Annotated in this window: 18 protein-coding genes; 6 read left to right on the top strand and 12 right to left on the bottom strand. The window is 69.8% G+C overall.

Features of this window, described 5'->3' with window-relative positions; translation table 11 throughout:
- Nucleotides 1-382 precede the first annotated feature (382 nt).
- Entirely contained in the window at nt 383-1,282 is a 900-nt protein-coding gene (locus GXY15_02360) for a hypothetical protein (GenBank protein NLV40056.1), read from the top strand.
- 583 nt (nt 1,283-1,865) lie between these two features.
- Here GXY15_02360 and uxaC read toward each other — a convergent pair.
- Together uxaC and GXY15_02350 are read right to left on the bottom strand one after the other, a co-directional pair.
- The gene (gene uxaC, locus GXY15_02355; protein NLV40055.1) at nt 1,866-3,293 is read right to left on the bottom strand and encodes a glucuronate isomerase; all 1,428 of its coding nucleotides are present in this window, start codon (nt 3,291-3,293) and stop codon (nt 1,866-1,868) included.
- 228 nt (nt 3,294-3,521) lie between these two features.
- Nucleotides 3,522-4,082 carry a YkgJ family cysteine cluster protein gene (locus GXY15_02350; GenBank protein NLV40054.1) on the bottom strand — a complete coding sequence of 187 codons (561 nt, stop codon included), beginning with the start codon at nt 4,080-4,082 and terminating at the stop codon, nt 3,522-3,524.
- 213 nt (nt 4,083-4,295) lie between these two features.
- Between GXY15_02350 and GXY15_02345 the strand changes: the two genes are divergently transcribed.
- Nucleotides 4,296-7,628 carry an FAD-dependent oxidoreductase gene (locus GXY15_02345; GenBank protein NLV40053.1) on the top strand — a complete coding sequence of 1,111 codons (3,333 nt, stop codon included), beginning with the start codon at nt 4,296-4,298 and terminating at the stop codon, nt 7,626-7,628.
- A 37-nt stretch (nt 7,629-7,665) separates the two neighbouring features.
- On the opposite strand, the gene GXY15_02340 is transcribed toward GXY15_02345, so the two are convergent.
- The 6 genes from GXY15_02340 to GXY15_02315 all read right to left on the bottom strand — a co-directional run bounded on the left by GXY15_02340 (nt 7,666) and on the right by GXY15_02315 (nt 13,367).
- Nucleotides 7,666-8,334, bottom strand: coding sequence for a bifunctional precorrin-2 dehydrogenase/sirohydrochlorin ferrochelatase (locus tag GXY15_02340; protein ID NLV40052.1), 669 nt, complete (start codon nt 8,332-8,334; stop codon nt 7,666-7,668).
- Nucleotides 8,335-8,473: 139 nt separating this feature from the next.
- Nucleotides 8,474-9,202 carry a uroporphyrinogen-III C-methyltransferase gene (gene cobA / locus GXY15_02335; GenBank protein NLV40051.1) on the bottom strand — a complete coding sequence of 243 codons (729 nt, stop codon included), beginning with the start codon at nt 9,200-9,202 and terminating at the stop codon, nt 8,474-8,476.
- Nucleotides 9,203-9,424: 222 nt separating this feature from the next.
- Nucleotides 9,425-10,159, bottom strand: a complete 735-nt coding sequence (locus GXY15_02330) for a phosphoadenylyl-sulfate reductase (GenBank protein ID NLV40050.1) — start codon at nt 10,157-10,159, stop codon at nt 9,425-9,427.
- Between the two features lie 208 nt (nt 10,160-10,367).
- Nucleotides 10,368-11,573: a DEAD/DEAH box helicase gene (locus GXY15_02325; protein ID NLV40049.1), complete on the bottom strand. Its 1,206-nt coding sequence runs from the start codon at nt 11,571-11,573 to the stop codon at nt 10,368-10,370.
- Between the two features lie 425 nt (nt 11,574-11,998).
- On the bottom strand, nt 11,999-12,994 hold the full coding sequence (locus GXY15_02320; GenBank protein NLV40048.1) for a DUF1080 domain-containing protein: 996 nt from the start codon (nt 12,992-12,994) through the stop codon (nt 11,999-12,001).
- A gap of 40 nt (nt 12,995-13,034) precedes the next feature.
- Nucleotides 13,035-13,367, bottom strand: coding sequence for a pyrimidine/purine nucleoside phosphorylase (locus tag GXY15_02315; GenBank protein ID NLV40047.1), 333 nt, complete (start codon nt 13,365-13,367; stop codon nt 13,035-13,037).
- Nucleotides 13,368-13,806: 439 nt separating this feature from the next.
- On the opposite strand from GXY15_02315, the gene GXY15_02310 reads away from it, so the two are divergent.
- The gene (locus GXY15_02310; GenBank protein NLV40046.1) at nt 13,807-17,181 is read left to right on the top strand and encodes a PQQ-binding-like beta-propeller repeat protein; all 3,375 of its coding nucleotides are present in this window, start codon (nt 13,807-13,809) and stop codon (nt 17,179-17,181) included.
- A gap of 69 nt (nt 17,182-17,250) precedes the next feature.
- Here the strand turns inward: GXY15_02310 and GXY15_02305 are convergent, their stop codons facing one another.
- The 3 genes from GXY15_02305 to GXY15_02295 all read right to left on the bottom strand — a co-directional run bounded on the left by GXY15_02305 (nt 17,251) and on the right by GXY15_02295 (nt 18,118).
- Entirely contained in the window at nt 17,251-17,478 is a 228-nt protein-coding gene (locus GXY15_02305) for a helix-turn-helix transcriptional regulator (protein NLV40045.1), read from the bottom strand.
- Nucleotides 17,479-17,549: 71 nt separating this feature from the next.
- Nucleotides 17,550-17,897 carry a tetratricopeptide repeat protein gene (locus GXY15_02300; protein NLV40044.1) on the bottom strand — a complete coding sequence of 116 codons (348 nt, stop codon included), beginning with the start codon at nt 17,895-17,897 and terminating at the stop codon, nt 17,550-17,552.
- Nucleotides 17,897-18,118 (bottom strand): hypothetical protein, encoded by a 222-nt coding sequence (locus GXY15_02295; protein ID NLV40043.1) that lies wholly within the window; start codon nt 18,116-18,118, stop codon nt 17,897-17,899. The genes GXY15_02300 and GXY15_02295 overlap by 1 nt, the downstream gene beginning before the upstream one ends.
- Nucleotides 18,119-18,431: 313 nt before the next feature.
- On the opposite strand from GXY15_02295, the gene GXY15_02290 reads away from it, so the two are divergent.
- From GXY15_02290 to GXY15_02280, 3 genes are read left to right on the top strand one after another with little or no spacing between them, the layout of a single operon-like run.
- Nucleotides 18,432-20,816 carry an MMPL family transporter gene (locus GXY15_02290; GenBank protein ID NLV40042.1) on the top strand — a complete coding sequence of 795 codons (2,385 nt, stop codon included), beginning with the start codon at nt 18,432-18,434 and terminating at the stop codon, nt 20,814-20,816.
- On the top strand, nt 20,785-21,594 hold the full coding sequence (locus GXY15_02285; protein NLV40041.1) for an outer membrane lipoprotein-sorting protein: 810 nt from the start codon (nt 20,785-20,787) through the stop codon (nt 21,592-21,594). The genes GXY15_02290 and GXY15_02285 overlap by 32 nt, the downstream gene beginning before the upstream one ends.
- Entirely contained in the window at nt 21,563-22,900 is a 1,338-nt protein-coding gene (locus tag GXY15_02280) for a hypothetical protein (GenBank protein ID NLV40040.1), read from the top strand. Before GXY15_02285 ends, GXY15_02280 begins: the two co-directional genes overlap by 32 nt.
- On the opposite strand, the gene GXY15_02275 is transcribed toward GXY15_02280, so the two are convergent.
- Nucleotides 22,897-23,202 (bottom strand): hypothetical protein, encoded by a 306-nt coding sequence (locus GXY15_02275; GenBank protein NLV40039.1) that lies wholly within the window; start codon nt 23,200-23,202, stop codon nt 22,897-22,899. The genes GXY15_02280 and GXY15_02275 overlap by 4 nt on opposite strands.
- Nucleotides 23,203-23,390: the final 188 nt, after the last annotated feature.

The following is a 23,390-nucleotide window of genomic DNA, read 5'->3' as shown; positions in this document are numbered from 1 at the left end:
TGGCGTTAAAGAGGCTTTAACGCAAAGGCGCAACGGCGCAAAGGAAAGGCAAGGTAGGCACCAGCCCTCCCCATGCCCCCAAGGGATTCCCGAAACCGATTCAACTTTCCCGTCCCGCCGACCAGTCTATCAAAGCCCCGGCAGGCCGTCAAGGAGCGTCGTCGCGGAGAGAGAAAGCGCATGCCCTCTCCCGGGACCGCCCCGCGCCCGCGTGGCCGCCTTCCTTCTCTGCACGAAACGGGGGCATCGGCGCAACGGACGGGCATCGCGCCGGGATATCCGGATGCCATGAACCGCCTGTGCGCGATGGTCATGCGTGTTGCTGTATAATCCCCCCGGGACCCCGCACAACACCGGGGTTTCGGAAGGGTTGACGCACCCCATGGTGAGCCTGAACCAAAGCGCCCTCAGCGCCAAGCCCGACGCCGCGCAGACGGCCAAACTGGCCGCCCTGCTCCGCCTGCTCGACGACGCCTCGCCCGTGGTGCGCGGCGCCGTGAAGCGGGAGCTGTGCGGCCTGGGCGGCGCCCTGCCCGAGGCGCTGCGCCTGCTGCCCGCCCCCCCCGCCTCCGGGGACTGGGGGCTCCTGCGCGAGCTCACGGGCGAATCGGTCCGTGAGTGCCTGCCGGAACAGTGGGAATGCTGGCGGGACGCCCCGGACGATGTGGCGCGCCTCGAGCGGGCCCTGGCGGCCCTCACGCAGTTCCTGGGGTGGCCCCGGACACGCCCGGACCTCGGCGACCGCCTCGACGCCCTGGCCGCGGACTTCGTCCAGTCGGGAAGGGAGCAGACCCCCTCGGCCCTGGCCGCCTGGCTGGCCGATGAGCGGGGCTGGAGGCCCGTGCCCGGCGACCGCTCGGAAACCGCGCACGCGGACGCAGGCCGCATCCTGGACACCGGCGGGGGGGTGCCCGCCCTGCTGGCCGCCCTCTTCCACCTCACCGCCGCGCGCCTCGGCGCCCGCGTGGTCTGGTGCAAGTGGACGGGCCACGCCGCCATGACCCGGTTCCACGAGGCCGGCGGCGAGCGGATTGTGGACTGGCAGACCGCCGCGCGCGCCCTGGAGTTGTCGGAGTTCCTGCGCATGCAGGGGCCGTCGGCCGACGCCGCCGAGCGGATTCTCGCCGCCGGCCTGACCACGGAGGAGATTCTGCACCTCGTGCTGGTGGCCACCGCCCAGGCACTCAGCCACAGCCAGGACTACGAGGACGCCCTCGCCGTGATCTCCCTCGCCCAAAACCTCAAGACGGACATGCCCCCCGCCGACGCTCCCCCCGTCTGAGTGCCGCGCACTGCGGCGGCACGGACAAACACGGACCCACACACGGACCCGCACGGACAAGAGCCCCCCAGTCTGTCCACCTCGTCCACCTCGTCCACCTCGTCCACCTCGTCCACCTCGTCCGGCGGCCGCGCGGCATCTTGGCCAGAACGATTTGCATTCCCGCGCGGGCATGGTACAATTCAGGTGGCCTGGCGAGCCGCAGGGCCGGACTCGGGATCCGGCGTGAGGTGATGGGCGAAACGGAGTGAAGACGCCCGGTTTTGGCGGCTGCGGCAGGTGGTGACCCGGTCCGGGCGTTGACCCACGGGCAAAACCGGGGCGGCGACCCTGATCACGGGTGGACGGACAGGCGGCGGTGTTCCGGAGCGCGCCGAAGTTCCCGCAGGGAACGCAAGAAGGGCCGCTCAGCCCAAAAGAGGGCGCAGGACCCGCGGACACCGCGCGCCGGTGGCATTGCGCGGAAGTGGCGTGGCGAAAAGGCCCGACAGTCGAACAAGGGCCCTCACCGGCCCAAGTGCCGACGCCCAGGAGAGGGCGACCGCCTTTCACGACGCCGCTTCCGCGCTCATTTTGTTGCCGGTCAGTGGTCCGGCAGCCCAAACCCGAAATACGCGTTCGCGTTGTTGTGGCAGATGTCCTTGATCAGCGCGCCGTAGGTCTTGTAGCCCATGGGCAGCAGGCCGGCGGTGATGTCCGAGCCGATCATGTTGCACAGGATGCGCCGGAAGTACTCGTGGCGCGTGTAGCTCAGGAAGCTCCGGCTGTCCGTGAGCATCCCCACAAAGCGGCTCAGCAGCCCCGTCTGCGACAGAATCTCCATCTGGCGGATCATGCCGTCCATCTGGTCGTTGAACCACCATCCGCTGCCGAACTGCATCTTGCCGGGCGCCGACCCGTCCTGGAAATTGCCGGTCATGGTGGCCAGCACCATGTTGGCCGCCGGGTTGATGGTGTACAGGACCGTCCGCGTGAGCTGGCCGGTGCTTTCGAGGCGGTCCAGGTACTTCGCCAGGGGCCGGGCGAAAGGCGTGTCGCCCACGGAGTCATAGCCCGCGTCCGCGCCGAGAAGGCCGGCCATGCGCGAGTTCAGGTTGCGGATGGGGCCGATGTGCAGCTGTTGCGCCCAGTCCTTGGCGTGGTTCATGCGCCCCAGCTCCAGCAGGGTGGCCGACTTGTACTGGAGCGCCGCGTCCGCGTCCGGCGTCTTCCCGTCGCGGGCGGCCCGGTAGGCCGCCTCCACCGCCGCCGCGGTGAAGTCCGCCGCATGGGGAACCTCCAGGCCGTGGTCGGCGATGCGACAGCCGCAGTCGTGGAAGAAGTCCTGGCGTTTGCGCAGGGCCTCCAGAAAGGCCTCCCAGGTCGGGCAGTCCATGCCCGCCGCCTCCTCCAGCTTCGCCACCCAGGCGGTGAAGGTTGCCGGATCGTCCACGGCCAGGGCCCGGTCGGGCCGCCAGGTGGGCAGCACCCGGATGTCGAAGTCCTTGTCCGCCGCGATCTTGCGGTGGGCGGCCAGGTCGTCCACCGGGTCGTCCGTGGTGCAGACCAGTTCCACCCGCATCTGGCGCATGATGCCGCGCGCGGAGAACTCCGGCTTCGCCAGCTTCTCGTTGCACTCCTCCCAGATGCTTTCGGCGGTGTCGGGGCCGAAGACGCGGTCCGCAATGCCGAAGGGGCGCTTCAGCTCCATGTGGGTCCAATGGTAGGCGGGGTTGCGCACGCACTTCGGCACGGTCTCCGCCCATTTCATGTATTTCTCGAAATCCGGGGCGTCGCCGGTGCAGTAGCGCTCCGGGATGCCGTTGGCGCGCATGATCCGCCATTTGTAATGGTCCCCGGCCAGCCAGACCTCCGCCAGGTTGGCGAAGCGGTGGTCCTCGGCGATCAGCCCGGCGGGCAGGTGGCAGTGATAGTCAATGATGGGGAGTTCCCGGGCAAACTCATGGAACAGCTGCCGGGCGGGCTCGTTCGTCAGCAGAAAGTCGTCCTTGATGTACAGGCTCTTGGGCATGGCTCCGTCCTCCTTTTCCGGTTGGTCACCGCAACCAGGCGGCGCGGCCCCGCCAAGGGGCCTCCGGCACAATTGCCGGAACCGTCCATTATAGGGACGGAGGGGGGGGAGGGCAAGGCCGGCAGGCGGCGCGAAGGGGCAAGTCGGACCGGTCGGATCGGTCGGATCCGTCGGATCGGTCCGATCGGTCCGATGGCCCGACAAATCCGACCGATCGGTCGGATGGCCCTACCCCTCCACGACGACCTCGATGAACAGGTCCAGGAACTCCTGCGGCTCCCGGCCGGGGCGGTCCTTCCGGTTGAAGGCCTCGACCATCGTGTCGTAGTCCTCATGGTGCATGCGGTCGTTGAGGTAGAGGTCGTAAAGGGGGCCGGTGTCGTAGACGCCGTCGCGGTGGCGGGGGCAGCCCACGTCCTTGTGGAGCGTGAAGCCGCGGAAGTCCCCGTCGCGGGTTTCCTGGAGCTTGAAGGGATAGAGCCGGCAGAGGATGGGGCGCGCGTCGTAGATGCCGCAGAAGCCCGTCTTCCGGTCCAGGAAGTGGCACCCCCGTTTGGCCGTGCGGCGCAGGGCCATCATGTGCTTCTGTCCGCCGGCCAGCAGCCAGGCGGGGTCGTTCTTGGCGACGCCCGTGATCTCGTCGGGTGTGAGGAACTCCAGGAAGTCGTGGGGGTCCTGCCCCGTGGTCAGGGCGATGCGGAGCACGTCCCACGGCGTGGGCAGGCACACGACGTCGCGGCAGCAGTGGTCGCAGTGATGGCATTTGAAATGAACGGTGTTCCGGCCCATGACGCTCCTTCTCCGGTGTTGTCCGCGGGGGGAATGGTCGCATGTTATACCGCATGCGCGGGTCCGGAGTCACGCGGGACGCCCGAAAAAACAAGAACGGCCCCGTGCGGTCGTCCTCCAGCGCCGACGCGGGGGGCTGTGTCGGGTATAATGGCGGAAACTGGGGCGCGCGACCCGTCGGGGCCGCGCGCGGGCGTTTAACGCGAGGTGGCCATGCAGCGAAAACTGGAAAAACGTCTCCGTAGCGACGAGGAAATCATCAAGGACGCGGGGTTCGTTCTGGACTTCGATGAGATGGCCCGCAAGGGGTCCATGGCCCGCGAGGAGCTGTCCATCGCCAAGTGGTACGGCATCTACCAGTCGCGGCAGCCGGGCAACCACATGATGCGCGTGGTCATCCCCGGCGGGCGCATTACCTCGGTGCGCGCGCGCGCGCTGGCGCGGCTCTCGGAAAGCTACGCAACGGGCCTGATTTCCTTCACCACGCGCCAGTGCGCGCAGTTCCACCGTCTCCAGCTCCGGGACCTGCCCCGGGTGCTGCGCGACCTCCATGCGGCGGGCATGACCTCCTTCCACGGCTGCGGCGACGTCACGCGCAATGTGTCGGCGTGCCCCTGGGCCGCCATCTGCCCGAACCGGCGGCTGGACGTGCTGCCCCTCGCGGAGGAGACCTCGCGGGTGCTCTCGGCGGACCGCAGCCTGGACAACCTGCCCCGCAAGTTCAAAATCACCTACTCCGGGTGCGCCGCCGGGTGCGGCCAGCCGCACATCAACTGCGTGGGCCTGGTGGCCGTCGCGCGCGCCGGAAAGGACGGCGCGCGGGAGGCGGGGTTCCGCGTGAAGATCGGCGGCGGCCTGGGCTGGCGGCCCTTCACCGCCCAGACGCTCTACACCTTCCTCCCGGCGGAGCACGCGGTGGAGCTGTGCCGCGCCGTCGGCGTCCTGCTGCGCGACCACGGCGACCGGCGCGTCCGCATGCACTCGCGCCTCAAATTCGTGGTGCACCGGCTGGGCATTGACCGCTGCCGGGAGATCGTGGACGGACTGCTGGACGCCGCCGGCGTGGACCGGGGCGGCTTCGACACGCGGCCCTTTGAAGAGTGCGCCCCCGCGCCGCCAGAGAACCCGATGGCCGACCCGGACCCCCGGGGGGACGACGGGCTGGCCATCCAGCGGATCATGATCCCCAAGGGGGAGATGGCCGCGGCGGCCCTCGCGCGGATTGCCGAGCTTTCGGAAATCTACGGCGACAAGCATGTCTACGCCACGAACCGCCAGAACCTGGAGCTGCACGGCGTGCGGCCGGAGCGGCTGCCGGAACTGCGGGCGGAAATCGCCGCGCTTGGCTTCGCGGCGGAGGGATTCCACGGCCTGCGCGACATCGTCACCTGCGTGGGCACGACCTACTGCCCCCTCGCCGTCGGCGCGACCCACGCGCTGTTTGACCGGTTCCAGGCGGTGGTCCACGACGACAGGTACGCATCCATCCGCGCGCGCGTTTTGGTGAACCTTTCCGGCTGCCCCAACTCCTGCTCGCAGTACAGCATTGCGGACATCGGGTTCCGGGGCATGCGGGTGCGCGACCTGCGCGGCTCCTCGGAGGCGTACCAGGTAACGCTCGGCGGCACGGAGGATGCCCCGGGCACCGTGCTGGGCGAATTCCGGACGGAGGACTGTGTCCGCGTGATGGGGGCCCTGCTGGACACCTTCCTCGCCGCGGGCACGATGGAGCGTCTCGCCGCGCATGTGCGCCGCGCCGGACTGGCCCCCTACCGCGACGCCGTCGCGGCCCTGAACCTCCCCGCCCGTCCCCTGGCGGAAAACCCCGCCGAGCTGTCCGTGACGGAGGGTTTCGGGGAGACGCCGGGCGACCTGAAAACCGTGGCGCGGGACATCCCCTGCCAGGAGGCCTGCCCCGCAAAGACAAACGTGCCGGAGTACATCCGCCGCATCGCCCTCGGCGACCTGGACGCCGCCCACCTCGTCAACCAGGAGGACAACGTGTTCCCCGGCGTGCTGGGGCGCGTCTGCACGCGGCCCTGCGAGAGCCGCTGCCGCTATCAGTGGACCAGCACCCGCGGCCCCGTCCGCATCTGCTCGCTGAAGCGCGCCGCATCGGACGGCGCGTCCGCGCCGCCCCGCCCCCTGCCCGCATGGTTCGGGCCGACGGGCAAACGCGTGGCCGTGGTCGGCGGCGGCCCCGCCGGCCTCGCGGCGTCCCGCGAACTCAAGCGTTGCGGCCACGAGGTCACCGTCTTCGACGGCGCGGACCGCCTGGGCGGCCAGATGCGCGCCATCCCCGCGTTCCGCCTGCCGCCGGACGCGGTGGACGCCGACATCGCGGCCATTGTGGACAGCGGGGTCACGGTGCGGCTGGGCGCCCGGCTGGACGCGGGCGGGGTGGACGCACTCCGGCGCGAATACGACGCCGTATTGCTGGCCGCCGGGGCGTCGCGCCCCATGCGTCTGGACCTGGAGGGCCTGCCGGAAGGCGCGGGCATCGAGGGGCTGGACTTCATGATGCGCTATAACGCGGGCATGCTCTCCGGCCTGGCGCCGGATGTGGCCGTCATCGGTGGCGGGTTTACGGCAGTGGATTGCGCGCGCGCCGCGCGCCGCCTCGTCGGGGACGCGGGCCGGGTGTCCATCCTTTACCGCCGGGGGACGGCCCAGATGGCGGCCAGCGAGGACGAGCTGCGCGAGCTGCACGAGGAGCGGGTCGCCGTGGAGACGCTGGTCACCCCGGTTTGCGCGCTGGTGGAGGACGGGCGCCTCGCGGGCATCCGCTTCCAGCGCAATCTGCTCGGCGAGCCGGAGCCGGGCGGCAAGCCCCGGTTCATTCCCGTGCCCGGCAGCGAGTTTGACGTGCCCTGCCGCAGCGTGATCTTCGCCATCGGCCAGCACCCCGAGCGCGGGCTGCTGCCCGGGGGCGTGGCGCAGGCGGACGGCTGCCGCACCTCGGCCCCCAACCTCTTTGTGGCGGGCGACTTCGCGGGCGGCAGCGGCGACGTCATCCACGCCGTCGCGGGCGGCAAGGCCGCCGCGGAGGCCATGGACGCCTTCCTCATGGGCGCCCAGAGGCGCAGGACCGGCGTGCGCGTGGAGCCCGCCGGGCTCACCGACCGCACGCGCGACCACGACCTCGTGTATCCCCCGCCCATGCCCGTGCTGCCGCCGGCGGCGCGCGGCGCCGGGGACGAGGTGGAGCGGGGCTTCGGCCCGGAGGACGCGGACACCCACGCCTGGCGCTGCTACCTGTGCAACCACAAGTTCGAGATTGACCAGGACAAGTGCATCCACTGCGACTGGTGCATCAAGGTCTCGCCGCGCGACTGCATCCGCCGCCTCGCCAGCCTCGAGCGCGGCCCCGACGGCGAGCCCGTCGCGTGGGAGGAGACGCCCCCGGGCGACCCCGCCGCCGCCACCTACATCTGGATAGACAGCGACAACTGCATCCGCTGCGGCAACTGCATCAGCATCTGTCCCGTCGGCGCCATCTCGCTGCGCCGCATGGAACGCTGCACGGGAACCTGCCGGGACCAGTAGGCGCAAAGGCGGGGCGGGGGCCGGTCTCTTCCGAACCCTACGGACGCGCGGGCGGCATGTCTTCGCCGAGGAACCGGCCGGTCTCTTCGCGCAGGCGGGTCTCCAGGGTGCCGGTGGTCTCCCGCAGGAGGCGGTCGCGGGTTTCGCGGCGGCACAGGTGGTCGAGGGTCCGCGCGCGGAGTGCCGGATCCGGGCATTCCCTCCGGAGGCGCGCGCGCTCGGCGCCGAGGGCGGCAGCGTAGTCCCCCAGGGCCTCCGGGCAGGCGGCCTCCAACTCGTCGCGCAGGGTCCGGCCCAGGGCGGGGCACACGCCCCCCGTGCCCACGGCCACCTGCACCGGGCCGCGCCGGAAGGTGGCGGCGGCGAGGACGGTGCAGTGTTCCGGCACATCCACCACGTTGACCCACACCCGCGCGCGTTCGGCGTCCGCCGCGACGGCCGCGTTGACCGCCGGGTCGTCCGTGGCCGCGATGACGAAGGAAAAGGGGGACAGGTCGCGGGGGGTGTAGGCTTGCCGGACCACGCGCAGCCGGTCCGGATGCGTGGCGGCCAGCGCGTCGAGGGCGGGGGCGAACGCGGGACTGACCACGGTGATGCGGGCGTCGGCCTCCAGCAGGGTCTCCACCTTGCGCAGGGCCACCGCGCCGCCGCCCACCACGAGACAGTCCCGGCCGGTGAGATTCAGGAACACGGGCAGGTATCCCATGGGCATCTCCTTTCAGGACGGGAACCGGCGCCGTCTTGGAGGTGGCATGGGCATCCTGCCCATGTGCCTTCCGCCCGCAGCTCACGGGCTGGAAGCCCGTGCCACCTCCAAGACGGCGCCGACTGTTCCCGCCGATATGCTAACCCGGTGTCTTACCGCCGCGCAGGGTCACCACGTCGCCGACGACCAGGATGCCCGGCGGCGCGGCCCCGGCACCCTCCGCGCGCGCCGCGATGTCCGCCAGGGTCCCCAGGACGACCCGCTCCTCCGGCAGGGTGCCGCGGGTGATGACGGCGGCGGGGGTGTCCCCGGCCAGTCCGCCGCGCCGCAGGCGCTCCGCGATCTTCGCGAGGTGTTTCAGGCCCATGAGCACCACCACCGTGCCGCCCGCCCGCGCCACGGCCTCCCAGTCCACCCGGCCTTCGCCGTCCGGGTCGCCGTGGCCGGTGACCACGGTGCAGACGGCGGCAAGCCCCCGGTGGGTGACGGGGATGCCCGCGGCTCCGGGCACGGCGACGGCGGAGGTGACGCCGGGCACCACCTCGAAGGGGATGCCGGCCGCGGCGAGAAACAGGGCCTCCTCGCCGCCCCGCCCAAACACGAAGGGGTCGCCCGTCTTCAGGCGGCACACGCGCTTTCCGGGGCGGGCCAGCGCCGCCAGCAGGGCGTTGATGGCGTCCTGCTCCATGCAGTGATGTCCGCGCCGCTTGCCTGCGGGGATAAGCGCGGCGTCTGGCCGGGCCCGGGCGAGCAGTTCCGGGGCGATCATCTCATCGTGGACCACGGCATCGGCCTGCTGGAGGCGATCCAGCCCGCGCACGGTGATCAGGCCGGGGTCGCCTGGTCCCGCCCCCACAAGGGATACCAGCCCCGGCGCGGGGGGCATGCTGTGGTTTGGGGAGGATGTCATGCGAGGGATCTCCATGGAGGACCGGCGCATTGTAGCAACCGCGCGCCGCGCGAAGAAAGGCCCGGCCGGCCAGAACGGCCGGACGGCGGGGAGGATGCGCTGCGCGCCGGCAGCCAGCACCACGGAAAGCGGCAGGCCGAAAAGGAGGTGGCCGGCAAAGCGGTAACCGCCCGCCGGGACCTAGATGCCGCTGCCCTGGATGTGGATGCCGCACTCCTTCTTGTCCGTCCCGGCGAGTTGGTTCATCCAGCGCCACCGGCCCGCCCGGGGATCCTCGCCCGGACGCGTCGGCGTCGAGCACACCACGCACCCGATGCTGGTGTATCCCTTGTCGTACAGGCTGTTGTAGGGCACCGCGTTGGCGGCAATGTGCCCGTCCACATCCTCCTCCGTCCAGTCAATGAGGGGGCAGAGTTTCAGCAGCGTCCGTCCGTTCTGCTCGACGACCGCCGCCTTGGGCGTGGCCTTCCGGAATGCCGACTGGTCGCGGCGCAGCCCGGTGATCCAGATGTCCACCGTCGCCAGCGCGCGGCGGTTCGGCTCCACCTTCCGCACCGCGCAGCAGTGCTCCTGCTTCTCCCGGCTGTCAAAGAACAGGTACTCCCCGTGGTCGCCCACCATCCGCGCCACCCGTTCCGGGTCCGGCTGAAAGCGTTCTATCCGGATGCCGTACTTCTTCTCCAGCGCGGCCATCAGGTCGTGCGTGTCCTGCGGCAGCCGGAGGGTGTCCACCGTCAGCACCCGCAAATCCGGGGCTGCGGTTCGGGCCATGTCAATCATCACGCAGCCGGTCTTCTGGAAGCTGGTGAAAATTGCGGCGCGCGCCCCGCGCGTCTCCCAGGACCACCGGAGCAGCTCCCCGGGGCCCATCGCGGCCAGTTCATCCACGTTGATGCCGTCTGTCCAGTCTGCCATGGTGCGGGGTCTCCTGTAAGTCTTTCCGCTGCTCCGTTCTTCCTGGAAACAAGCGTGCCGGCGATAATCTTCCTAATTATAATCGGGTTAGTCGCCATTGTCAAGCTGGCTCAGTTGTCCCGGTGGAGGAAGGGGGGCGGGGAGAAAAGACACACAGACGGCGCGGACCGGGGGTCCGCGCCGTCGGTAATACGGGGAGGAGGGGCGCCTAGCGGCGGCGCAGGAGGCTGCGGGGCCGGCGGTTGCGGGACGACCCGGCCGCCGCCGTCTTGCGGTAGGTGGAGAGGACGACGGGCGCGCCCTCGCGCTCGATGCGCGGGAGGTTGTAGCCCAGGGTCTTCTCGATGCTCCCGAGGGGCGAGATGTCCGACGGGCACGCGAAGGTGATCGCGTCGCCCTCGCGCTGGGCGCGGGCGGTGCGGCCGATCCGGTGGATGTAGTCGTCCGCCGTCTGCGGGATGTCGTAGTTGATCACATGGCTGATGCCGTCCACGTCCAGTCCGCGCGCGGCGACGTCCGTCGCCACGAGGATCGGGCACTTGCCCGCGCGGAAGGACTCCAGCGCGCGCTGGCGCGCGCCCTGGGGCAGGTCGCCGTGGATGACCGCGGCCTTGATGTTCGCCGCCTTGAGCATGCGCCCGACGCGGTCGGTCCGCGACTTGGTCCGCATGAACACGAGGACGGACTCCATCTCCGCCGCCTGCTCCTTGAGCAGGCTGAGGAGCAGGCCGGCCTTCTCCTCCTGGCGCACCGGGTAGACCACCTGGCGCACCGTGTCCACGGGGCGGGCGGTCACCTCGATGCCGATCCGGGCGGGGTCGTGCATCATCTCGCCGACCAGCCGCTGGAGTTCCGGGGCGAAGGTCGCCGAGAACATCAGCGTCTGGCGCTCCTTGGGCAGGTGCGCGAGGATGCGGCGGATGTCCGGCAGGAACCCCATGTCCAGCATGCGGTCCGCCTCGTCGAAGCAGAGGATCTGCAGCCCGTCGAACCGGACGGCCTTGCGGCTCATGTGGTCGAGCAGGCGTCCCGGCGTGGCCACGATGACATCGCAGCCGCGGCGCAGGCGGTCGGCCTGCTGCTGCATGCCCGCGCCGCCGTAGACCACCACGCTGGTGAGGCGCAGGGCGCGCGCGATGGGGGCCATGACAGTCTCCACCTGCTGGGCCAGCTCGCGCGTCGGCGTGAGCACCAGCATCCGGGCCGGCCCCGGCTTCGAGTCCGCCAGCCGCATCATCGCCGGCAGCGTGAACGCCAGGGTCTTCCCCGTGCCCGTCTGCGCCGTGGCGATCAGGTCGCCCCCGGAGAGCACGACCGGAATGGCCTGCTCCTGCACCGGCGTGGGCTCGGTGATGTTGTTCTTGTGGAGGGTCCGCAAACAGCGCGGGTCCACGTTCAGGTCTTCAAATCTCATTCAAACACTTTCCTTGGGGGCGGGATACACAATGGTCAGGTTATCTGGCGCGCAATGCCGGCTTGGAAAGTCGGGCCGGGCCGAAGGCCCGTGCGGCATGCGGCGACGGTTCGCAGCCCCCGGACGCCCCGGGTCGAAGGCTGGAAAGCATGGCAGGAGGGGGAACACAATGTCCCCGGAGTGACATAGGCTGATTGCCGCACGGGGGAATCATACCACAAAACCCGCCGCCAGCGCACTATTATTTCTTTGCGCAATTCGGACCGCCGGTTCGCCCGGCGGGAGCCTGCCGTGCGACGGCTTGGGAATGGTTCTGCGCGCTTCTGTCCGGAGGTTCCCTTCGGTCACCTCCGGCTGCGCGCCTTCTTCCCCTCCGGGGAGCAGATTCCGCACATGCGGGCGACCACGGCCCATCTTGAACAGCCCTATTTCACCACGGGCTTCAGGACGATGTTGCGGTACTGGACGCCGGTGTGGTCGCCCTGGAGGTAGAGGGGGCCGGGACGGAACTCGTCGGCCCAGAGGGCGCCGCCGGTGCATCCGGCGAGGGGGGCGTTGTCCAGGATATTCACGCCGTTGAGGATGACCGTCACATGGCGGTCCGCCAGCGTGATGTCCATGGTCTGCCATTCGCCGGCGGGTTTCTCCGCGGCGGCCGAGGGGGTGATGCGGCTGTAGATGCCGCCCATGTTGTGCGGGTCCAGGGGTTTGCCGAAGCTGTCGAACACCTGCACCTCGTAGACGCCGCGCAGGTACACGCCGCTGTTGCCGTCCTTGGGCACGTTCACCTCCAGCGTGAGGTTGAAGTCCTCAAACTCGGCCTCCGTGCGCAGGTTGGCGTAGTGCACCTTGGGCTTGCCCTCCTCCTGGCGCGCATCGTTGACCAGGACGCCGTTCTCCGCCTTCCAGCCGTTCTTGCCGAGGCCGAGGGGCTTCCAGCCGTCGAGGTTCTTCCCGTTAAAGAGGGTGACGGGGTCGCCGAATTTCAGCTTGGACAGGTCAGGGGCGGGGGGCAGCGGGGGAATGCGCTTCCCGGTGACCTCGACGGTGGCCACGCCGGTGCCGTCGCCCCGCGGACTGGTCCGCGTGCCCGTGATCGTGTCGCCGTCCACGGTGAAGGCGTAGAGGTCGGAGACGTACTGGTTGCGGACCTCGCCAGACGGCAGTTTGCGCTCCACGGCCTTCCCGCGCGCGGCGCGCAGGGTGTCGCCGTCCAGGTAGACGCTGTCCAGAGGCAGCACGCTGCCGCCGCCCCAGAGCACGCTGCCGTCCAGCCAGCCGTCCTCCTGTTTGACCTCGAGCCATCCGGCGGCGTTGCCGGGGAGGCCGAGGGCCCAGCGTCCAACAAAGGGGTCCACGCCCGCCGCGAGGGCGGGGAGGCAGGACAGTGCCAACAACGCGGCAAGGATCATCCGTTTCATGGCAGTTCTCCCGCGTGTCCGGCGCCGCCGGACCGCCGTTTCAGCCGATGTACGAGCAGACATACTCCATGGGGGCGCCGTCGGCGACGGCGATGTCGAACGACGAATTGCCGGGCACCTCAAAGAATGTGCCCGCCGCGTATTCCGACCAGTCGGCCGCGCCCGCGAGTTTCACGCGGCAGGCGCCGGCGATGACGTCCATGCGCTCGGGCAGGCCCGTGCCGAAGTTGTACGCGCCGGGGTAGATCAGGCCGAGGGTCTTCTTCTCGCCGTCGGCCAGCAGGATCGTGTGGCTGACGACCTTGCCGTCGAAATAGACGTTGGCCTTGCAGACGGCGGTGACATTCGCGAAGGATTCGGGGCACTGGGACATGACGGGTCTCCTGGTTGGGGTGGTCCCGGACGCGCCGGGGCCGTCTATTATCGCCGCGGACGGCGCGCGCGCGCAATGTCGGCGCCGCGCGCCGCCTTGCGGCTTCACGGTGAAGGCCCCGAGGGTGTGAAGAGGTGTCCGTTCACCCAATGCATGCGGGGAACCGGAGGCTTTCCGACAAGAGGTTGCCGCGTCGGCCGGGGCGGCCTCCTCGCAATGACCGCGAAAACAAACGTCATTGCGAAGGAGCGGAGCGACTGTGGCAATCTCGTTCCCGCCGCGGCTTCGGTTCTCCCGGCGTCTTGTCCGGCGATCAACACCACCTGCCTCCGCGCGCCGCGCCGCTGGCCGTCGCGGGCCGCCATGGGGTATCCTTGGGGGATGGGCCCCCGGATGTCCAGCGGGCCCGCCACGCGGTATTTCCGCCGGAGGACCCGTCATGCGCCGTCTTTCTTCCGCCCTTCCCGCCCTGCTGGGGGTGCTGTCCCTTCTTCCCGCGTCGGCGGAGTTGCTGCCTGTGTGGACCTTCGCCCCCGTGGGCGAGCAGTTCGACGGCTCCGTGGGCGTCGCCGACCTCACCGGCGACGGCGCGCCGGAAATCGTGGCCACGACGATCCAGGGCGCGGTGATCGCCCTGAACGCGCAGGGCGGCGAGCTGTGGCGGTGGCGGCAGCCGGACCCCATCAGCGTGTCGCCGACCATCGCCGAGGCGATGGCGTCCTCGCCGGGGCCGGAGGTGCTGGTGATCACGAACACGGGCCGGGTCTACTGCCTGAACGGCGGCAACGGCGAGATTCTCTGGCTGGACTCCCTGTCGAGCAGCATCACCTGGGGCGCGGCGGGCATCGCCGCCGCCGACCTCGACCGCGACGGAAACCTGGAGTTTGTCATGGCCGACGCGGCGGGCGAGGTGTCGGCCAAGCGCGGCGACGGGGCGGAGCTTTGGACGCACCACGAGGCCGGCGGCCTGAAATCCGCCCCGGCGGTGGGCGACCTGGACGGCGACGGGAACCTGGAGGTGCTCTTCGCCGGCGAGGCCGCGCCCCTGCTGTGCCTCTCCCATGACGGAAAGCCGCTCTGGCGCATGGCCGGAGGCACCCCGGGCGGCGGCGCTCCGCTTCTGTGCGACCTGGACGGCGACAGCCTGCCGGAGATCCTCGGCGGCACGGGCGACACCCTGTACGCCGCCGGGCACGACGGCGTGGTGAAGTGGTCGGCGCCCCTGTCGGGCGCGCTGGACAGCGGCGTGTCCGCCGCCGACCTGGACGGCGACGGCAAACCGGAGGTCATCGCGGCGGACCTGGAGGGCGGCGTGGCGGTGTTCGGCGCGGACGGCAGCCCGCGCTGGACGGCGAACGTGGAGGCGCGCACGCGCCGGTCGCCGACGGTGGCGGACCTCGACGGCGACGGGTCGCCCGAGGTGCTGGTGGCGGGGTACAGCGGACAGATTCATGTTTTCAAGGCCACGGGCGCGCTGGCGGACCGGGTGGCCCTGGGCGGGCCGTGCAACGCCTCGGCGGCGGTGGTCCGCCTCGCCGACGGCGGCCCCCTGACCGTGCTCTGCCCCACCGTGACCGGCACCCTGTACGCGCACCAGTGGCCCGGCAGCGACGGCGGCGACATCCTCTTCCCCGAGTACCGGTTCAACGCGGAGCGCACAGGCGAGGTGCGCTGGGCGGCGCGGAAGCCCGGCGTCCGCCTCGTGAAAATGGACACGGGCCGCGCGCATGTGGGGCGGAACGAGCTGGCCGTGGTCGTGGAGAACCCCGACGGCGAGGCGCTGACCGTCGCGCTGGAGGTGACGCAGAACGGCCGCCCCGCGCGGAAGGAGACCGCCTCCTCCGCCAAAGAGATCCGCGCCGTGCTGGCCTATGTCATCGGCGCGCGCGGCGAGGCCGACCTGCGCTTCACCTGCGCCGTCCTGCGCGACGGCGCCGAGGTGCTGCGCCAGGAGCGCGCGCTGAAGGCCGCGCCCTTCTCCTCCGAGCTGGCCGAGGCCGGGCTGGCCGTCGCCCGCATCGCCGACCACGCGAAAAGCCTGCCGCCGGACATCGCCCCCGCCCTGGAAAAGGAGGCCCTCTACTGGCAGGCGCGCCTGCCCGGCCTGCGCGAGCGCGCCGCCCTCACCGCCCTGCTGTCCGCCCAGGAGCTCTACGTCCTCGGGCGCGACCTCGATGAGGCGCGCGCCGCCGCCGGGCGCATGGCCGCCGTCGCCGCGAAGCGCGCCGAGACCGGCGCGCCCCTGGCGGTCTGCGCGGCGAACCCCTGGGCGACCTTCGCCGGCACGGACGAGCTGGCCGAGGGTCGCTGGACCGGCCCCGAGGTCGCCGTCGCGGCCTTCTCCGGCGAGATTGAGTCCGCCGCCCTCAACGTGTTCAACCTTTCCTCCGCCGCGCTGACCGTGCGCGTGGACGCCGGCCCCCTGAAGGACCCGGAGGGCGCGGAGGCCCCGAAGACCGCCCTCATCGCGCGCGAGGCCGTCGCCGTGCCCACGCAGCTCTCCGACACCGTCGCCGACGCCATCCCCCGGCTCGGCGAGGGCCGCACCCTGGTCGTGCCCGCCCTCGACGCGCGCCAGCTCTTCTTCGAGGTGGACACGGCGGGCCTCGCCCCCGGCGACTGGACCGCCGAAATCCGCCTGCGCGGCCTGGACGTCGCGGGCACGGAGGCGAAGGCGGTCCTGAAACTCACCGTGTGGCCTCCTACCCTGCCGGAGAAGCGCACCCTCGGCCTGTGCCACTGGGGCTACGTCGGGTCCTCGCTCATCAAGGAGCACCCGGAGGAGGCCCTGGCGGACCAGGTGCGCCACGGCACGACGGTCTTTGTCTGCCTGCACCCGCCGAAGGCGGCCTTCGACGCCGACGGGAACCTGACGGGCCCCCTGGACTTCGCCGAGCACGACGCCTACCTCGACGCCCACGCGAAGCACGGGCTCATGCTCTTCTACACCTACGACTCGGCGATCAAGGGGCCGGCGGAGAAGTTTTCCGAGCCGTGGAACAAGGCGCACGTCGCCTACCTGCGCGCGTGGGTGGAGCACCTGAAGGCCCGCGGGATGACCTATGACGACTGGGCGCTCTACACCATAGACGAGCCCGGTCTGCGCCCGGGGCTCGTGGACATCCACGTCAACCTCGGGAAACTCGCCCGCGAGGCCGACCCGGAAATCCGCGTCTATACCGACCCCGTCGGCGACGCGTCCCTGGACGACCTGCGCGCCATGCTCCCGGTCACCGACCTCTGGTGCCCCCACCGCAACGGCATCGTGAACAAGCCCGACCCGGAGAAGTTCGCCCTCATCCAGAATGCCGGCGGCACGGTCTTCACCTACGAGTGCCAGGACAATGTGAAGCACCGGTCGCCCCTGGGCTACTACCGCGGCCAGGCGTGGCTCTGCTGGCACCACCAGCTCAAGGCCATGGGGTTCTGGACCTACTGCACCTCCCAGTACGACCCGTGGTTCAACAACGGCGAGTCGGAGTACCTGCTCATCTACCCCGGCGACGCCGTCGTTTCCAGCAAGCGCTGGCACGCCGTCCGCGACGGCAGCGAGGACCACGCCATGCTCACGGCCCTGCGCGCCGCCGCCGACGCCGCGGAGGCCGCCGGAAAGACGCCCGACGCCGTGGCCGAAGCCCGCGCCCTGCTGGGCGAACGCGCCGGGGAGGTGGCCCGCTTCTGCGGCCTCGACGAGGACGGCGAGCTGCCCGGCCCCGGCGGCGTGACGGCCCAGCGGGTCATCGAGGACCGGCGCTGGCAGACCATTCAGACGCTGCGCGCGGACATGGCGCGCCTGCTGGACGCGCTGAAATGATCCGGCCCCTGTGAAAGACGGCCCGGACAGGGTGCCGGGCCGGATGAAACCGCCCCTGAGCGGGGCGGGTCATTTTCCGCCGAATTTTCCGTCGAGCAGAAAAACCTCCTCCACGGGCCGCGCGAGGGCCCGGGCGATCCGGAGTCCGAGGGAGAGGGAGGCGTCCACCGGGCGCTGCTCAATGGTGATGATGGTCTGGCGCGACACGCCGACCTCGGCGGCCAGCGCGGTCTGGGTCTTCCCCGCCTCCAGCCGATACTTCCGGACATTATTCTCTACTACATAGCGGGACTTCATGTGGTTTAATTTACCACAACAGGCGGCGAGAATCAAGGATAAGTGTCATACATAGCAATGTAATGTCCACGTTACATTGCGGGGGCGGGGGGGAGCGCGTCCAGCGCGGCCCGGGACGGGGCGAAATCCGGGGAGAGGGCCAGGGCGTCCCCAAAGGCGGCGCGCGCGCCCTCCGTGTCGCCGCGCGCGGCGAGGACCTCGCCGAGGGCGTGGCGGGTCTGCGGCGCGTTGGGCGCGGCGGCGACGGCCTCGCGGGCGTCGCGCTCCGCCTCGTCCAGCCTTCCCGCGCGCAGGTGCAGGCCGGCGCGGTTGAGGCGCGCGCGGGCGTAGCGGGGGGCGGTGTCGAGGGCGCGCCCGTACCAGTGGAGGGCCTTTTCCGCGTTCCCGGCGCGGTCGTGGCGCCACCCGAGGCCGTTCATCAGTTCGGCGTTGGCGGGGTCCAGTTGCCGCTGAGCATGGCGCGGGCCTGGTAGTCCTGCACCTCCATGTCCTGGCGCAGGGCGGTGAAATCCGGGGCGCGGACCACCTCGGCGAGGTACCAGACGCGCAGCAGGGCCGCCAGCACCAGGATGAGGGCGAGCCAGAGGGCCTCGCGCCGCCTGCCGGGGGATGCTTCGTCTCGGTCGGGGGGGAACACCATGCTCATCAAGCCCTTGGGGTGCCGGCCGCATCGCCGGGCCCCACAGGATACCGGGCAGGGCGGAACCCGCGCAAACTCGCCGCCGGCGCGGGACGTTCCCGGTCTTTGGCGGTGACATTATTGGGAGTCGCTGGTAATTGGAGAGGGGGGGGGTGAGAGAGGCCGCCGCACGGGCCGGATTCCGCGTGCGGGAAACGCCCCGGGAAAGTGTGCCATAATACCCACCCCCCTTGGTGGGCCGGACGGCCGAGCCCCCGGAACCCCGCTTTGCGCGGGGACTTGTCCGGGAAAGTGTTGAGAGAGGGAACCTGTTTTGTCGAAAAGCATTGAACTGCGGGCCGAAGCACTCACCATCCGTTATGCCCAGTGGGTGCTGCGGTGGCGCTGGCCCATCATCATCACCGTGCTTCTGGCGTCGGCCGTCACGTGCTACGGGTTCCGGTATTTCGTGCTGGACAACGACTACCGGGTGTTCTTCTCCCACGACGACCCGAAACTGCTCGACTACGAGGCGCTTCAGAACGCCTACACGAAGGACGAGACGCTTTTCTTCATTGTGACGGCGAAGTCCGGGGAGGTCTTTGACCGGGAGACGCTGACCGCCCTGGGCGAGCTGACGGAGGCGGCGTGGCAGCTGCCGCACGTGCTCCGGGTGGACTCGGTGACCAATTTCCAGTACGTCTCCTCCGAGGGGGACGAGCTGCGGGTGCAGCCGCTGGTGGTGAACCCGGCGGAGATGAGCGACGAGGCGCTGGCCAAGGCGAAGGAAACGGCGCTGAACGAGCCGCTCCTGCTGAACCGGCTGGTGAAGCCGGGGAGCCCGGTGACGGGGGTGAACCTGACGGTGCACATCCCGGAGGACGGGAAGAACCGGGGGGCGGAGCTGACGGCGGAGGCGGAGGCGCTCGCCGCGCGGATCATTGGGGACCACCCCGGGGTGGAGATTGCCCTGACGGGGCTCATCCCGCTGAACGACGCGTTTTACCAGGCCACGCTGCACGACCTGACCACGCTGGTGCCGGTGATGCTGGTCGTGCTGATGTTCATGATGTATGTCATGCTCCAGTCCGCCTGGCTCATGGGGGCGGTCTCCCTGATTGTCCTCCTTTCGACCGCCACCTCGGTGGGCATCGTGTCGTGGATGGGCTACCACATCTCCGGCCCCGTGACCCCCGCGCCGCTCATCATCCTGACGCTGGCGGTGGCGGACTGCGTCCACATCATCATGGCGACGCAGCACAACCTCCGCGAGGGCATGGGCCGGAACGCGGCCATTGTCGAGAGCATGCGCATCAACATGAACGCCGTGTTCCTCACGAGCTTCACGACGGTCATCGGCTTCCTGAGCATGAACTTCAACTCGTCGCCGCCGGTCCAGCTCATGGGCAACACGGTGAGCCTGGGCGTGGCCATCGCGTGGCTCCTCGCCGTGCTGCTGCTGCCGCCGCTGCTGGCGGTGATGCCGTTCCGCGTGAAGGCGAGCACCCGCGACGAGCGGATGCAGCGGGCCATGTCCGTCATGGCGGGCCTGGTCATCCGCTGGAAGACGCCGCTGGTCGTCTCGCTGGCCGCCGTGGGCATCTTCTTCGGCGCCTTTGTGCCCAGCATCCACATCAACAACCAGTTCGCCGAGTGGTTCGAGGAGGACTACCCGATCCGGAAGAACACGCAGTACCTGATGGAGAACCTGACGGGCATCTACCAGGTGGCCTTCAGCCTGAAGGCGGGCGAGAGCGACGGCGTGAGCGACCCCGAATACCTGGCAAACGTGGACACCTTCGCCAACTGGCTGCGGGCGCAGGAGGGGGTGGTGCAGGTGGGCACGGTGGTGGACACGCTCAAGCGGGTGAACCGGAGCATGAACGGGGACGACCCGGCCATGTACCGGCTGCCGGAGAGCCGCGAGCTGGCCGCGCAGTACCTGCTGCTCTACGAGATGTCCCTGCCCATGGGCATTGACCTCAACACCGAGATCAACGTGGACAAGTCCGCGACGCGCCTCATCGTGACGACGGCCAACCTGCCCTCGGAAAAGATGGCGGTGCTCATTGACCGGGCGCAGGAGTGGCAGCGGGCCAACCTGCCCGCGGGCATGTACAGCGACGCCATCGGGCCGTCCGTCATGTTCTGCGAAATCTCCCGGTCCATGATCCGGAGCATGATGGTCAGCGCGCCGCTCTCCCTGGTCCTCGTGATCCTGGCGCTGATCGTCTCCCTGCGCTCCCTGCGCATGGGCATCCTCGCCATCTTCCCCAACATCGCGCCCATGGCGGTGGGCCTCGGCCTCTGGGGCCTGATGGGCTGGGACATGAACTTCAGCATGACCACCATCGTCTCCATGACCATCGGCATCATCGTGGACAACACGATCCACTTCATGAGCAAATACCTGCGCGCGCACCAGGAGGCCGGCCTCTCCGCGCGCCAGAGCGTCCGCTACGCCTACTCCTGCGTGGGCGTGCCCCTGTGGACCAACGCCGTCGTGCTCGTCTCCGGGTTCGGCGTCCTCACCCTGTCCCCCATGATGTTCTGCGACAACATGGGCGTGCTCAGCACCGTGGTCATCATCTCGTCCCTGATCGCCAACCTTGTCATGCTTCCCGGAATGCTCCTCATCGCCGACGGGGACAACGGGAAGGACGACGCCGAAGAGAAGGAAACCGCCGATGAAAAAATGGTCATTGTCGCCGAGGCCTAGCCTGGCCGCCCTCGCCGCCGCGCTGATCGCGCTGCTCCCCCTGGCCGGCGCCGCCGAAACCCCCGAGGAGAAGGGCCTGCGCATCGCCACCGAGGCCTCTGAGGCCGACAAGGGCTACGGCGACACCAGCTCCGAGCTGGTGATGACCCTGCGCAACCGGAACAACGAGGCGACGAGCCGCGAGCTGCGCATCAAGTCCCTTGAGATGCCCGACGGCAGCACGCGCGCGCTGGTCGTGTTCGACACGCCCAAGGATGTCCGCGGCACCGCGCTGCTCACCTATGCCTACGCGGACAAGGAGGACGAGCAGTGGCTTTTCCTGCCCGCGGTCAACCGGGTGAAGCGCATCGCGGGCGGCGGCCAGTCGGGCCCGTTCATGGGCAGCGAGTTCGCCTTCGAGGACATGGCCAGCCAGCGCCTCGAGAAGTTCACCTACAAGCACCTGCGCGAGGAGGAGGTCGGCGGCAAGCCCTGCGACGTGTTCGAGCGCTACCCCGTGAACAAGGCCTCCGGCTACTCCAGGCAGGTCGTCTGGATGGAGCAGGGAACCCACTGCATCCCCAAGGTCGAGTACTACGACCGCAAGGAAACCCTCTTGAAAACCCTCTCCATGACCGAGTACAAACTCCACCAGGAGAAAAACTGGCGGCCCGGCCGGATGGAGATGGTGAACCACCAGACCGGCAAGTCCACCCTCCTCGAATGGAAGAACTACCAGTTCCGGACGGGACTGACGGAGCGCGACTTTGACCAGAACAGCCTCAAGAACGTGCGGTGACCCGGGAACCGTCCGCCCCCTGACCCTTTTCAGCCGCCCCCTCCCCCTGGGGGCGGTTTTCCTGCTTCTGTGCGCCGTCTGCGCGGCCGCCGGGGCGGGAGACTGGACCGGAAGCCTGTCCGGCGAGTCCCGCGTGTTTCTGGACGACCCCCGCGACGGCGACCAGTCCGGCCACACCAACCTCTCCCTCTCGGGCACGGCCACCTGGGTCCACGAGTGGCCCGACAGCGGCCAGAGCCTGGTCTTCACGCCCTTCGGGCGGCTCGACCAGCACGACAACTGGCGCACCCACGCCGACCTGCGCGAGCTCTACTGGCAGAAGGCCGCCCCCCGCTGGGAGCTGCGCCTCGGCCTGCGGAAGGTCCACTGGGGCGTCGCCGAGTCCCAGCGCCTCGTGGACGTCATCAACCAGCGTGACACCATCGAGGCGCTCACGGGCGATGAGAAGCTCGGCCAGCCCATGGCCAACTTCGCCTGGATCAACCCCTGGGGCACCCTCGACCTCTTCTGGCTCCCCTACTTCCGCGGGCGCACCCTCACCGGGCGGCACGGCCGCTTCCGCACCCCCGTGCCCATGCATCACGAGCCGCTGTACGAGTCCGGCGCGGAGGAGTGGAACCAGGACTTCGCGGTCCGCTACGCCCACTACATCGGAAGCTGGGACTTCGGCCTCTCGCATTTCCACGGCACCAGCCGCGACCACCGCTACGTGCCCGAGATCGGCCCCATCCGCCTGACCCCCGGCTCCCCCTACTCCAGCTGGTCCGGCGCGAACATCAACTCGCGCCTCACCCGCCTCTTCCTCTCCCTGCCCTTCGCGCGGCTCATCCCCTACTACGACCAGATAGACCAGACCGGGCTCGACGTCCAGTACACCGCGGGCAACTGGATCTGGAAGGCCGAAAGCATCTACCGCACGGGGATGAACAAGGACTACGGCGCCGTCTGCGCCGGGTTTGAGTACACCTTCGGCGGGATTTTCGGCACCGGCGCCGACCTCGGCACCCTGCTCGAGTACAACTGGGACAGCCGCGGCAAGGAGGCCCTCACCAACTTCCAGAACGACCTCTTCCTCGGCGGCCGCCTCGCCCTCAACGACGTCCAGAGCACCTCGCTCCTCGGCGGCGTGTTCGTGGACCTGGAGTCCGCCGCCCTCGCCTTCGGCCTCGAGGGCGAGCGCCGCCTCGGCGAGGACTGGAAACTCAGCGTCGAGATGCGCATCTTCAGCAACGTCCCCGCCGACGACCTCCTCACCTTCGTCCGCAAGGACGACTACATCCAGGCCACCCTCACCTGGTACTTCTAGGGCAGACAAAGGCAAACTGGGGCCGACGTCGCGAGTCCCATGATGGCGCCAACGAGGGTTCGCCGCCCGTCCGCGAGGCTTTTCAGGGCAAATGCCCCCGAAGGGGAAGCAGAATCCGAACATGCAAGCGCGGCCTTGTCCGCCATGTCAATGAGGCCGAAGGCCGACAGGTCGCCCGTCTTCTCCGGCCTCAGGCGCAGGCTGATGTTGCCGCCGTTCGCCTCGGCCCAGCCCTTCATCCACATGTCGCCGCTGGTCTTGATGATCTTCCGCACAAACACGGGCGCGTCTTCCCTGGTCATTGGGGGCCTCCGGAGTGCCCCCTCTCCCGGCGCGGAGTATCCACCGCCGCCGCGCCGCTGGAAAACGCCGGGCCGGAACGGCGGATGGTTGAACCCCGGGGGGCGTTCGGGCAAAGATGGACCCCGGGAGGCCTCTGGCGCGCCGGCCCGCCGGGAGCCGGCGGAACCCGCCTCCCGGGAAGGGTTGT

It is taken from the genome of Candidatus Hydrogenedentota bacterium (assembly GCA_012730045.1).
Taxonomy (GTDB): Bacteria; Hydrogenedentota; Hydrogenedentia; order Hydrogenedentales; family CAITNO01; genus JAAYBR01.
The sequence above is the reverse complement of the archived record's forward strand: the minus strand, read 5'-3'. Positions and strand labels throughout refer to the sequence as shown.

What these genes read in the sequence shown, in the direction of transcription:
- GXY15_02350 (NLV40054.1), bottom strand. Translation starts at nt 4,082, where the DNA reads ATGGGCCGGAACACCGTTCATTTCAAATGCCATCACTGCGACCACTGC.
- GXY15_02345 (NLV40053.1), top strand. Translation starts at nt 4,296, where the DNA reads ATGCAGCGAAAACTGGAAAAACGTCTCCGTAGCGACGAGGAAATCATC.
- GXY15_02315 (NLV40047.1), bottom strand. Translation starts at nt 13,367, where the DNA reads ATGTCCCAGTGCCCCGAATCCTTCGCGAATGTCACCGCCGTCTGCAAG.
- GXY15_02275 (NLV40039.1), bottom strand. Translation starts at nt 23,202, where the DNA reads ATGACCAGGGAAGACGCGCCCGTGTTTGTGCGGAAGATCATCAAGACC.
- GXY15_02305 (NLV40045.1), bottom strand. Translation starts at nt 17,478, where the DNA reads ATGAAGTCCCGCTATGTAGTAGAGAATAATGTCCGGAAGTATCGGCTG.
- GXY15_02320 (NLV40048.1), bottom strand. Translation starts at nt 12,994, where the DNA reads ATGAAACGGATGATCCTTGCCGCGTTGTTGGCACTGTCCTGCCTCCCC.
- GXY15_02285 (NLV40041.1), top strand. Translation starts at nt 20,785, where the DNA reads ATGAAAAAATGGTCATTGTCGCCGAGGCCTAGCCTGGCCGCCCTCGCC.
- GXY15_02340 (NLV40052.1), bottom strand. Translation starts at nt 8,334, where the DNA reads ATGGGATACCTGCCCGTGTTCCTGAATCTCACCGGCCGGGACTGTCTC.
- GXY15_02310 (NLV40046.1), top strand. Translation starts at nt 13,807, where the DNA reads ATGCGCCGTCTTTCTTCCGCCCTTCCCGCCCTGCTGGGGGTGCTGTCC.
- GXY15_02300 (NLV40044.1), bottom strand. Translation starts at nt 17,897, where the DNA reads ATGAACGGCCTCGGGTGGCGCCACGACCGCGCCGGGAACGCGGAAAAG.
- GXY15_02330 (NLV40050.1), bottom strand. Translation starts at nt 10,159, where the DNA reads ATGGCAGACTGGACAGACGGCATCAACGTGGATGAACTGGCCGCGATG.
- GXY15_02295 (NLV40043.1), bottom strand. Translation starts at nt 18,118, where the DNA reads ATGGTGTTCCCCCCCGACCGAGACGAAGCATCCCCCGGCAGGCGGCGC.
- GXY15_02360 (NLV40056.1), top strand. Translation starts at nt 383, where the DNA reads ATGGTGAGCCTGAACCAAAGCGCCCTCAGCGCCAAGCCCGACGCCGCG.
- GXY15_02325 (NLV40049.1), bottom strand. Translation starts at nt 11,573, where the DNA reads ATGAGATTTGAAGACCTGAACGTGGACCCGCGCTGTTTGCGGACCCTC.
- uxaC (NLV40055.1), bottom strand. Translation starts at nt 3,293, where the DNA reads ATGCCCAAGAGCCTGTACATCAAGGACGACTTTCTGCTGACGAACGAG.